This window comes from Bacillus sp. 95MFCvi2.1, from assembly GCF_000374965.1.
In the GTDB taxonomy this organism is placed as follows: domain Bacteria; phylum Bacillota; class Bacilli; order Bacillales; family Bacillaceae_G; genus Bacillus_A; species Bacillus_A pseudomycoides.
The window spans coordinates 26,714-38,578 of the sequence record NZ_KB895714.1 but is presented as its reverse complement, the minus strand read 5'-3'; the positions used below and the strand labels follow the sequence as shown (position 1 = coordinate 38,578).

General features: G+C 37.8%; 12 protein-coding genes and 1 other annotated feature. Of the genes, 3 read left to right on the top strand and 9 right to left on the bottom strand.

The window, feature by feature from the left end:
- Nucleotides 1-30: 30 nt before the first annotated feature.
- Nucleotides 31-248 (bottom strand) — a binding site (T-box leader).
- A gap of 45 nt (nt 249-293) precedes the next feature.
- Nucleotides 294-1,370: an AI-2E family transporter gene (locus C568_RS0124335; protein WP_170957066.1), complete on the bottom strand. Its 1,077-nt coding sequence runs from the start codon at nt 1,368-1,370 to the stop codon at nt 294-296.
- Between the two features lie 166 nt (nt 1,371-1,536).
- Between C568_RS0124335 and C568_RS0124330 the strand changes: the two genes are divergently transcribed.
- Nucleotides 1,537-1,749 carry a hypothetical protein gene (locus C568_RS0124330; RefSeq protein WP_018782989.1) on the top strand — a complete coding sequence of 71 codons (213 nt, stop codon included), beginning with the start codon at nt 1,537-1,539 and terminating at the stop codon, nt 1,747-1,749.
- A 46-nt stretch (nt 1,750-1,795) separates the two neighbouring features.
- Here the strand turns inward: C568_RS0124330 and C568_RS0124325 are convergent, their stop codons facing one another.
- The 7 genes from C568_RS0124325 to cymR form a co-directional block, all read right to left on the bottom strand.
- Entirely contained in the window at nt 1,796-1,924 is a 129-nt protein-coding gene (locus tag C568_RS0124325; protein WP_001102898.1) for a YrzQ family protein, read from the bottom strand.
- A 19-nt stretch (nt 1,925-1,943) separates the two neighbouring features.
- Nucleotides 1,944-2,132: a hypothetical protein gene (locus C568_RS0124320; RefSeq protein ID WP_000490499.1), complete on the bottom strand. Its 189-nt coding sequence runs from the start codon at nt 2,130-2,132 to the stop codon at nt 1,944-1,946.
- A gap of 141 nt (nt 2,133-2,273) precedes the next feature.
- On the bottom strand, nt 2,274-4,610 hold the full coding sequence (gene recD2 / locus C568_RS0124315) for an SF1B family DNA helicase RecD2 (RefSeq protein WP_006096043.1): 2,337 nt from the start codon (nt 4,608-4,610) through the stop codon (nt 2,274-2,276).
- Between the two features lie 102 nt (nt 4,611-4,712).
- Entirely contained in the window at nt 4,713-5,372 is a 660-nt protein-coding gene (locus C568_RS0124310; protein WP_006096042.1) for a tetratricopeptide repeat protein, read from the bottom strand.
- Between the two features lie 113 nt (nt 5,373-5,485).
- Entirely contained in the window at nt 5,486-6,601 is a 1,116-nt protein-coding gene (mnmA, locus tag C568_RS0124305) for a tRNA 2-thiouridine(34) synthase MnmA (RefSeq protein ID WP_018782988.1), read from the bottom strand.
- A 16-nt stretch (nt 6,602-6,617) separates the two neighbouring features.
- Entirely contained in the window at nt 6,618-7,763 is a 1,146-nt protein-coding gene (locus C568_RS0124300) for a cysteine desulfurase family protein (RefSeq protein ID WP_006096041.1), read from the bottom strand.
- A 35-nt stretch (nt 7,764-7,798) separates the two neighbouring features.
- Nucleotides 7,799-8,215, bottom strand: a complete 417-nt coding sequence (gene cymR / locus C568_RS0124295) for a cysteine metabolism transcriptional regulator CymR (protein WP_000704116.1) — start codon at nt 8,213-8,215, stop codon at nt 7,799-7,801.
- A gap of 300 nt (nt 8,216-8,515) precedes the next feature.
- Here cymR and C568_RS0124290 point away from each other — a divergent pair, with 300 nt between their 5' ends.
- Both C568_RS0124290 and C568_RS0124285 read left to right on the top strand, forming a co-directional pair.
- On the top strand, nt 8,516-9,802 hold the full coding sequence (locus tag C568_RS0124290) for a replication-associated recombination protein A (RefSeq protein ID WP_018782987.1): 1,287 nt from the start codon (nt 8,516-8,518) through the stop codon (nt 9,800-9,802).
- Nucleotides 9,803-9,839: 37 nt separating this feature from the next.
- Nucleotides 9,840-10,490 (top strand): RsfA family transcriptional regulator, encoded by a 651-nt coding sequence (locus C568_RS0124285; RefSeq protein WP_018765894.1) that lies wholly within the window; start codon nt 9,840-9,842, stop codon nt 10,488-10,490.
- 317 nt (nt 10,491-10,807) lie between these two features.
- Here the strand turns inward: C568_RS0124285 and C568_RS0124280 are convergent, their stop codons facing one another.
- Nucleotides 10,808-11,575: a tRNA threonylcarbamoyladenosine dehydratase gene (locus C568_RS0124280; protein ID WP_000903177.1), complete on the bottom strand. Its 768-nt coding sequence runs from the start codon at nt 11,573-11,575 to the stop codon at nt 10,808-10,810.
- Nucleotides 11,576-11,865: the final 290 nt, after the last annotated feature.

The window sequence follows — 11,865 nt, the reverse complement described above, 5'->3', positions numbered from 1 at the left end:
TTCATAAAAACAAAAAACTCCCGTCCCTATAAAAGGGACGAGAGTTAACTCGCGATACCACCCTAATTATGAACCGATTTATACATTCTCGATTCATCACCTCATGGTGCCGTAACGTGGCAAGACGGCAGGGATTAGCTGCTCTCAGGATTAGCGTTCTGTCACCCTTCATTTAAAACTTCTTTCAGCCGATGGAAGTTTCTCTCTAAAAATGGACTGTGACATACTCGTTCCGTCATCAATTTAAAATCATATGCTATATGCCAAAATTGTAGCGAATCCGTTTCCATTTGTCAATGTTTCCAGAGTGGCTTTATATGAACAATGACGGTTCGAATCACCGCCAAAATAGGAACTGCTATTAAAAGACCGACGATTCCACCTATTTCTCCCCCAATCAGAAGAGCAAGCATAATAATAACAGGATGCATACGTAACGACTTCCCAACAATATATGGGGAGAGAATGTTACTTTCAACAAATTGTAAAATGGCAAGTGCAATGCCCGCTTTAATAAAAAGGTTCGTGGATACGGTTGCCGCAATCATCAACGTCGGAATCGCCCCTAAAATTGGTCCAAAGTAAGGAATAATATCGGTAACTCCAACAATAATGCCTAATAACAGTGGGTACTTCATCCCAATAAACCAAAATGAAAGAGCGGACACTCCTCCTAAAACTAAACAAACAAATAATTGCCCTCGAATATAACTTCCAAGTGACTTATCGATCTCCTTCGCCAATACTTGTCCTGTACTACGCCATTTACTCGGAACAAGCTTCCAAAAAACGTGATAAAACTCTCCATAGTCTTTTAATATGTAAAATACAATGAAAGGAATCAAGAAAATGATGAGTAATGAATCCAGTACACCACGTGCTGTACTCATCACCTTATTTAAAAGTGCTTGTATCTTCATCTCAATGCCGACAAATATTTGCTTTACTTTCTCATGAATAAACGATGGGAAATTGTCTGTCTGTTCTGTCACACCGTCCATCCAAGAATCATACATTTTCATAAACTGCGGGAATTGCTTATTGATTTCTTGTAGCTGCGCAATCACAACCGGTGTCCCTTTATAAATTCCATAACCGAGACCACCAAAAAAGAGAATATAAATAAGCAAAATCGCAAGTGTACGTGGCATTCCCTCTTTATATAATTTTTCAATTAAAGGATGCAGTAAATACGCGATGAAACAAGCAATTAAAAATGGTGTAATTGCTACTTTAAACACGAATATGATTGGCGCCCATAGTGGTTTAATTTTTAAAAAGACGAGCAAACATAAAAACACTAATAACAATAACCCTAATCGATAGATCCAAATAATTTTAAGATTCTTCAAGCGAAAAACCTCCTCCATCCTTATTTTGAAAAGAAATAGAGAAGGTTATGTGTAAAACTTTTAAAAAATTACTGGACTAAAATATTTCCATACAGACCATACTGTTTTTAAAAAAACTTACATATATTTAACATCATACGGACAAGCACTTAGGTCAGCTCGCAAATATGTGAGGAGGAATAAAATGGTTTGGCTTATGTTAATTCTTTCAACACTTTTCATGATACTAGAATGGATCTGCATTGGCTTTGGTATTTGGAAGGGACTCTTCACGCGTTCAACACGAAAAGAACGTGCGAAACAGCTGTGGTATTACGGAGTTCTTGGTATTGGATGTTACGGACTTTCTTATCTTTTTTCTAAAATTGGACTTTTTTATTTATATACGAGCACATGAAAAAACTCCCTGAGAATGAAGGGAGTTTTTCACTTTATAGAAATGATTATAAATAAGACTTAATCATTTTGCGTGCTCTTTTCATATTACGTTTGGAAAACACATCTTGTTTACGTGCATATTGATATGCCGCAGCTCCAATACCTAATGCGATTAATGAATTGCGTACGTTCAAAGTAAATCCCCCTTTTTGACTATCCGATGGTTCGTTCATTCTCATCAAATAAATCATCAAGAGAACTAAGCGATCCATCTTCTTCTACTTGATGCGTATGGATTTTCCCCTTTGAAACCGATAATTCAATATAACAATTCCAGCAATAAAATTGGTTGACACCTATTTTTCCAATGTCTTTCCCTTTGCAATTTGGACAACTGAACATATGGCTTTCATCTCCTTACAGTCTCCCAGATTCTATTCGCCATTATGTCCAAACTGCACTCATTTATACATACTAGAACTGCCTTACACTTTCAAAATAACGCTCTCTATATTGAAAGTTTCACTATATAATTTCACCTTGCTACATAAAATCATACGGTGAAATGTTTTCCACATCCATCTCCTGGCCATCAATCGTAACCATTTGCACTTCCCCTTTTGATTCCTGCAAGCGACCAGCTAACGTTGTTTGCCGCATGGAATCATCAAGACGATTCACACCAGATTGAAAGGCTGATTCTTCTCCGCAAATAATTAGAAACTTTTTACTTCTCGTAATACCTGTATAAATTAAATTACGGCGTAACATGCGGTAATAACTCTTTACAATCGGCATAATTACAATTGGAAATTCACTTCCTTGTGACTTATGAATTGAACAACAATACGCATGTGTAATTTGATTTAAATCTGGCTTTATATACGTTACTTCAATCCCATCGAACGAAACAACAACCATATCTTGTTTCTCCACATTTTCCTTTGCATAAAATACAGAAACAATTTCTCCAATGTCACCATTAAACACTTGGCTTTCTGGTTGATTTACGAGCTGCAATACTTTATCACCCGTTCGATACACAACATCACCGTAGGCAATTTCTCTACTCTTTTCTTTCTTCGGATTAAATACTTCTTGGAGTGCCTCATTTAGCACATTAATACCTGCCGGACCGCGATACATAGGCGCTAACACTTGGACATCTCTTGCATTAAACCCTTTCGTCTTCGCGTTTTCACATACTTGTTTTACAACCTCAACAATTTGAGCACCTGAGCAACCAATAAACGAACGATCTTTTTTATTTTGTGCTAAGTCTGGTGGCAGCGTACCATTTTTTATCGCATGGGCAAGCTGAATAACGGATGACCCTTCTGCTTGACGGTAAATCTCTGTTAACTTCACTGTCGGAATTGCACCAGCATCTAATAAATCTTTCAACACTTGTCCAGGCCCTACAGAAGGTAATTGATCTTCATCACCTACAACAATTACTTGAATGTTTGTTGGTAATGATTTAAACAATTGATTCGCGAGCCAAATATCAACCATTGAAAACTCATCAATGATAAGTAACTTTCCTTGTACAGGGTCCGTTTCATTACGCTGGAAAGATCCTTCTGGCGTCCAACCAAGTAAGCGGTGAATCGTACAAGCAGGAAGCCCTGTTGACTCACTCATCCGCTTCGCAGCGCGGCCTGTCGGAGCTGTTAACAGAATCGGAAACGGATTATCATCACTGTAATCTTGCGGGCTTAATGATAAACCATGCAAGGAAGCATACATTTCGACAATTCCTTTAATAACGGTCGTCTTCCCTGTACCAGGTCCGCCGGTTAATAACATCATCGGCTTATGAAGCGCAGTTTGAATTGCCTCTTGTTGAAGCGGCGCATACTGTACTTTTAGCTGCTCTTCAATTTTCCCTAACGTTAATAATACTTCCGCTTCAGGAAACGAAGGCGTCTCTTCTTGGTTCATGAGACGGCGGATTGATTTGACAACGCCCTTTTCGGAATAGAATAACGAAGCTAAATAAATGCGGTCTTCTTCTATAATGATTTTCCCTTCACCTTGCATCATTTCAACGCATTGCAAAATATCTTCTTCCGTCACATTACCCTCTTGATTATTTAAAAGCGATACGGTTTCTCGAACTAGTTGACCCTTTTCCATAAACACATGACCTTCTTGGAGCGAAACATTTTCTAACGTATAGAAACATCCTGCTCTCACACGATCATTATGGTTACCAGATATCCCTAGCGCTCGTCCTATATCGTCAGCTCTTCCAAAACCGATGCCATCGACTTCTTCAATCAACTGATATGGATTATTTCGAATCACTTCAAGCGTCATTTCTTTATACTGCTGATAAATCTTAATCGAGAGCTTCGTTCCAAAACCATAACCATTTAAAAAGCTCATGACCTTTTCAAGCCCTTGGTGTTCAATAATTGTGTCATAAATTTCTTGCGCTTTCTGCTTGTTTACAACACCTTCTAATGCAGCAGGGTCGTCCATAATTTTAGAAATCGCATGTTCTCCGAGATGATCAACAATCTTTTCTGCTGTTCGCTTCCCAATTCCTTTAAATAAATCACTCGCTAAATATTGCACCATACCTGTTTTTGTTTGAGGTAATTCTTTTTTAAATGTTTCAACTAAGTATTGCTTTCCGTACTTTGGGTGGTCTTTAAAGTGACCTGTCAATGTAAATACTTCATCTTCATGCATACGGGGAAAGTGACCGTTGATCATCACTTTTTTTTCGTCGTATGTTTCATTTGTTTCAATGATTTTCATACTGACAACGGAATAGAGGTTTTCTTCGTTGTGGAAAATGGTATGAAGAACTTGTGCTTTTATAAATTTTTGCTCTTCCTCAAACAAATCCATTGCATGTTGATTTCCCATGTTTCCTCTCCTTTCCGATTTCTCTCACTCTAACGAGCAGTAAAGCCCCCACCTCTCTACTTATCATTAGATGAGGGGTAACTGCGCGTTAAGGTACGATTTCTATTCGGCTTCTTGCTCTAATAAACGAATGCCATTCCCTGCTAAAAAGTGATCTGGTTGAATTTCAGTCGCCTTCTTAAATAAAGCAAGTGCTTTCTCATTATTTTCCTCAAACACGTACGCAACACCTAAATTATAGTACGCATCTGCATGTTCTTCATCCATTTGTAAAACCTTTTCAAAATAAGGTTTCGCTTCCTGAATATGTTCTAGTCGCGCAAAGCATAATCCGCATTGGAATACCGCTTCTACATCTGCCCTATCTAATTCAGTTGCTCTTTGTAAAAATGGCAGTGCAAGACGATCATTTCCAAGCTGTACATACGTAATCCCTAGCATAAATGTCACATCAGCTGATTGTAATCCAGCTTGCATTGCTTGCTCAAATGCAGCTTTTGCTTCTGTAAATTGCTCTTGTCCATAATATATGCTTCCAAGTCCATAATAGGCAGTAGCTAATTTCCCATCTAGTTCTAATGCGCGTTTATAAAATAAAATCGCACGTTCGCTATCTCCTAACACATCTAATAAATTCGCAAAGTTAATGTATCCAAGTGCATCTTTCGGATTTTCTTCAATTGCCTCTGTAAAATTTTTAGCTGCTTCTTCCCAGTTTCCTTCTTGCATATATTGAATGCCTGCTTCAAGCTTATTTGACATGTTCTTCACCTCTACAACAAATTATAACAAATAATCTATTTTCCAAGCGAACAAAAATTCGCTGTTATGAAAAAGAAACCTCTAACCGCTAATCGGCAGAGGCTTCTCGTTTTTCATCCTAAATAGTCTAGTTTCTTACCACTACGGTATACTTCATCAATTGTAGCACCGCCTAAGCATTCATCTCCATCATAGAAAACAACTGCTTGTCCTGGCGTAATCGCACGAATTGGTTCATCGCAAAGAATACGAACTGTATTATCATCAACGATTTGAACCGTTACCTTGTTATCCTCTTGACGATAACGGAATTTCGCTGTGCACTTAAATTCCTTTTCTTTCGCTCTGTTACTTACCCAACCTATATTCGTAGCAATGACTTCATCACCATATAAAAGCTCATTGTGGAATCCTTGATCAACATATAAAATATTTTCTTTCAAGTTTTTCCCAACAGCGAACCAAGGATCACCATTACCACCAATACCAAGACCATGACGTTGTCCAATTGTATAGTACATTAAACCGTCATGTTTCCCTTTCACTTCGCCAGATAGTGTTTGCATCACACCTGGCTGAGCTGGTAAGTAGTTACTTAAGAAATCTTTAAAGTTACGCTCACCAATAAAGCAGATACCTGTACTATCTTTTTTCGTCGCTGTTGCTAAACCAGCTTCTTTTGCCATTTCACGAATTTGTGGTTTCTTTAATTCGCCTAACGGGAACATTGTTTTTGATAGTTGCTCTTGGCTTAATTGATTCAAGAAATATGTTTGATCCTTATTATCATCAACACCGCGTAGCATTTTATATTCGCCATCGATATAAGCAACACGTGCATAATGACCTGTCGCTACATAATCGGCACCAAGCGCAATCGCATGTTCTAAAAAGGCTTTAAATTTAATTTCTTTGTTACACATTACATCTGGGTTTGGCGTACGACCAGCTCGGTACTCATCTAAAAAGTACGTAAATACTTTATCCCAATATTGTTTTTCAAAGTTTACTGCATAATAGGGGATACCGATTTGATTGCACACTTCGATTACATCATTGTAATCTTCCGTTGCTGTACAGAAACCATTCTCGTCTGTATCATCCCAGTTTTTCATAAAAATCCCGATTACATCATAACCTTGCTCTTTTAATAAAAGAGCTGCTACAGATGAATCGACGCCACCGGACATCCCAATGACAACGCGCGTTTCGTGAGGTAGTTTGTTCATCATGTCACCTCCCATGCTATTTTTGTGTTAATCGCTTCACGATTTTCACTGTTTCGTACGCTGCTTTTTCCACTTGTTCTTTCGTATTACCAAGACCAAAGCTAAAACGTACGGATGAACGTATTTGATCGGAATCTTTTCCAAACATCGCCACTAACACATGCGATGGGTCAATAGAACCAGCTGTACATGCAGAACCACTTGATACTGCAATACCTGCTAAGTCTAAGTTTACAAGAAACGGCTCAATATCCATTCCTGTGAAACTTACATTAAACACATGTGGTAAGCGATATTCTAAGTTTCCGTTTACCTCGAAAGTAATGTCTTCTTTTTGAAAGACAGATACCATTATATCTTTAAATCCTTCATATTGGGCAATTTTTTGCTCACGCGTTGATTCTGCCAACTTAACAGCTTGCTCTAGCCCAACGATGCTAGGTACATTCTCAGTACCTGCACGACGTTTTCGCTCTTGCTCCCCGCCCGTTAATAACGGTTCAAACTTCACTTGCGCGCTAGCATATAAATAACCTACACCTTTTGGACCATTAATTTTATGAGCTGAGATTGATAATAAATCAATGCCTAACTCTTTCACATCAATTGCTGTTAAACCGTAGGCTTGTACAGCATCCGTGTGAAAATAAGCGTGATGTTCTTTTAACAGTTCTCCAATTTCTGCAATCGGTTGAACCGTTCCAACTTCATTATTTCCAAACATAACAGATACGAGAATCGTTTCATCTGTTAACGCCTCTTTTACATCAGAAACTTGAACACGACCCGTTTCATCAACCGGTAAATACGTCACCTCAAAGCCTTCTCGCTCTAATGCTTCACATGTATGCAAAATAGCGTGATGTTCAATCTGCGTCGTAATAATATGATTTCCTTTATTGCGGTTTGCACGTGCCACACCTAAAAGTGCTAAATTATCAGCCTCCGTACCACCGCTTGTAAAAATAATTTCATTTGGATTTGCATGAATGCTACGTGCACAAACACGTCTTGCTTCATCTACAGCATGGCGCGTTTGGCGTCCATAAAAATGAATACTAGACGGATTACCAAATATTTCTGTCATATATGGAATCATCTTTTCGACTACTTCTGGGTGAGCCGGAGATGTCGCAGCATGATCTAAGTAAATGCGTTCCATCAGATCTCCTTCTTTCCAAATCGTTTCACAAGGAATTAAATGTAAAACATATAACCCCCATGATTCTCTTCCTCATAACGTACTAAATCTTCTAGAGTTGTACTATCTAATACTTCTTGTACTGCATCACGAACACGCATCCACAACTGGCGCTGTGCTGGTTCTTCCTCTTCTATCATTTCAACAACGCTAATTGGGCCTTCTAAAACACGAATTACATCGCCAGCCGTAATATTAGCTGGTTGGTCAGATAATACATAACCACCATATGCACCACGCGTACTTTTTACAAGACGAGCGTTACGAAGTGGAGAGATTAATTGCTCTAAGTAATGTTCAGATAGGTCATGCGCTTGCGCAATTGATTTTAAAGAAATTGGACCCTCACCAAACTTCTTCGCAAGATCAATCATAATTGTTAAGCCGTAACGGCCTTTCGTTGAAATTTTCATCTATTTCGCACCTCTTTTCAAAATTTCACTTCTATTAGTTAAATCTTTATTCGTAAGAAGAACACAATTTTAAAATCAAAATCCTATGAAATTATAGCATAATATAGTATTATAAGAAATTTCAACTTATGTATCAAAATGATAACATAAAATCACATTGAAAAACTCGGTAATTATTACAATAAAGAGAAGAATGAAAAAATTAAGCAGAATTACTTATAAATACAGTAGTATATTTCAATTTTCCATAAAAAAGATGATACCATAGAATATGATTACATATTAAGGGAGACGGTCATAATGAAACAACCACTCGCACACCGAATGCGTCCGACAAATATTAAAGAAATAATTGGTCAAGAGCATTTAGTTGGTGAAGGGAAAATTTTATGGCGAATGGTTCAGGCAAACCATTTCCAATCGATGATTTTATACGGTCCACCTGGAACTGGAAAAACATCGATTGCTAGTGCAATTGCCGGCAGTACAGGGACGCCCTTTCGCCTATTAAATGCTGTTACTCATAATAAAAAAGACATGGAAGTTGTCGTGCAAGAAGCAAAGATGCACCGCCACCTTGTTTTAATTTTAGATGAAGTTCACCGCTTAGATAAAGCAAAACAAGACTTCTTATTACCTCACTTAGAAAGCGGGCTTCTGACCTTAATTGGCGCAACAACAAGTAATCCATTCCATGCGATTAACTCTGCCATTCGTAGCCGATGTCAAATCTTTGAACTACACGCACTAACAGAAAATGATATTTTAATCGGCTTAAAACGAGCGCTTGAAGATAAAGAAAAAGGTTTAGGTGAATATCATGTAACAGTTACAGATGAAGCAATGTGTCACTTTGCAAATGCCTCTGGCGGAGATATGCGATCGGCTTATAACGCACTTGAACTTGCTGTTTTATCTAGCTTTACAACAGACGATCAATCAACCGAAATCACATTAGAAATTGCTGAAGAATGTTTACAGAAAAAGAGTTTTGTTCACGACAAAGGTGGAGATGCTCATTATGATGTCCTATCTGCCTTTCAAAAATCAGTTCGCGGAAGCGATGTGAACGCTGCACTTCATTATTTAGCGCGCCTTATTGAAGCTGGTGACTTACAAAGTATCGGGAGACGTCTTCTTATTATGGCATATGAAGACATTGGACTGGCTAGCCCGCAAGCAGGTCCCCGTACACTTGCTGCGATTGAGTCGGCAGAACGTGTTGGTTTTCCAGAAGCTCGCATTCCGCTTGCCAATGCAGTTATCGAACTTTGTCTTTCTCCAAAATCAAATTCAGCATACAAGGCACTTGATGCAGCACTTCACGACTTGCGAAACGGACAAACTGGCGATATCCCAAGTCATTTAAAAGATAGTCACTATAGAGGTGCTGAATCATTAGGTAGAGGTATTGGATACTTATATCCACATGATTATCCAAATGGATGGGTACAGCAGCAATACTTACCAGATAAAATAAAAAACAAGCAATATTATAAGCCGAAAACAACGGGGAAATTCGAACAAGCACTTTCAGGCGTATATGAAAGATTGCAAAGTTCGCATAAAAGCAAACCAAAAGGGTAATCTAAGCGAAAACGACATGATAATGGAGGTTTCGCTTATGAAAACGCGCCAAGATGCATGGACAAGAGAAGACGATCTCCTTTTAGCAGAAACCGTTTTACGACATATTCGCAGTGGAAGTACTCAGCTGAAAGCGTTCGATGAAGTTGGAGACAAATTAAACCGGACTTCAGCTGCTTGTGGTTTTCGCTGGAATGCTGAAGTCAGACAAAATTATGAGGATGCTGTACAGCTCGCTAAGAAGCAAAGAAAAGAGTTAAAGCGTTCGGAAGCAAATGTAGAAAAAGAGCAACTATTAAAGCTAAAACCAAAACAAAAAGTCGTAATTGATGCTGATTTTTCCGAAGCAATCGTTTCTAATAAACATTCTCTTACAATGCAAGATGTAATCTCATTCTTGCAAAACCTAGGGCATAATAATCCTCACTTAGAAAAGATACAAATTGAAAATGAAGACTTGCATACAAAGCTTGCCTCCTTACAAAAAACAAACGATGAACTAGAAGTCAAACTAGCATCTTTAACGAAAAAACAACAAGCAATCGAAGAAGATTATGCGATGCTTGTTAGAATTATGGACCGTGCCCGGAAGCTTGTGTTAGTAGATGAACAGCAAGATCAAATTGCACCTATTTTTAAAACGGATCAAAACGGGAATTTAGATATTATATATTCGGCAGAAAATTAAAATACTCTAAAGCAACAGGAAATATATTACTTTTATGCTATTATAAACATAACAAGACTTGTTACTGAAAGGAGAGGTTATCTATTTCATTAACAATTTTCAAAATTACACTTGGGATTCTTGTGTTACTTTTAGGATTCTTCACAATTAGAGGTTTAAAAAAGACTTCTGCATACAAATCGGACAAATACGAGAATTATTTATTATTTTTAATCGCTTTTGAATCTATCGTTTTACCGATATGGATATTTCTTTAACATCTTTTCATACAAATAAAAAAGCGTATACTCCTCATGGAATATACGCTTTTTTATTTTTTATTCTTGCCCTACACGCTTCACTTCTACGTTTTTAATACGTTCACGTACAACGTGACTCGCCATAATTAAACCAGCCACAGATGGTACGAAGGCATTTGAGGAAGGTGGTAATTTCGCTTTACGAATTTTCGCATTTTCGTCTGGTACGATTTCTTTACGTACTTCTTCACGAATTACGATTGGGTTTTCGTCAGAGAAGACAACTTTTACACCTTTTTTAATACCCTCTTTACGAAGCTTCGTACGAATTACTTTCGCAATTGGATCTGTATGTGTTTTAGAAATGTCCGCAATACGGAAACGAGTTGGGTCCATTTTATTTGCTGCGCCCATACTTGAGATAATTTTAATTTTACGACGTAAACATTGTTTAATTAAATGAATTTTGAACGTAATTGTATCAGATGCATCCACTACGAAATCTAAGCCGTGTTTAAAGAACTCTTCATATGTTTCATCTGTATAAAACATTTCTAGTCCAATTACTTCACATTCCGGATTAATGTCTGCAATGCGCTCTTTCATTAATTCTACTTTTGAACGTCCTACAGTAGATACTAAAGCATGAATTTGACGGTTTACATTTGTAATATCTACAACGTCTTTATCAACTAATACAAGACGTCCTACGCCAGAACGCGCTAACGCTTCTGCTGCGAATGAACCTACACCGCCAATTCCTAGAATACCAACTGTACTATTTTTTAATATTTCAAGACCTTCTTTTCCGAAGGCTAATTCATTACGTGAAAATTGATGTAACATTCAGCTCTACACTCCTATTACAAAAATGGTCTACCATGTATTCTAGCGTTTTTCCGACTATTTGTATAGAAAAAGTTATAGAATTCCTAAAAATACATATTCAAAAAAAGGATTACTAGCTAAACCGGACTTTTTAAATTTCCCTTCCAATCTATGTTTAAAAAGGAGGATTCAGAGAGCCGAGCTGTTCGAGGCGCTGACGCCAGGAGGTGCGGAGTGTAGGATTACTTACTCGAGCACCGGACTGGCGAAGCAACGAAGAAATGTGACTGCTATCTGAACCAGATTTT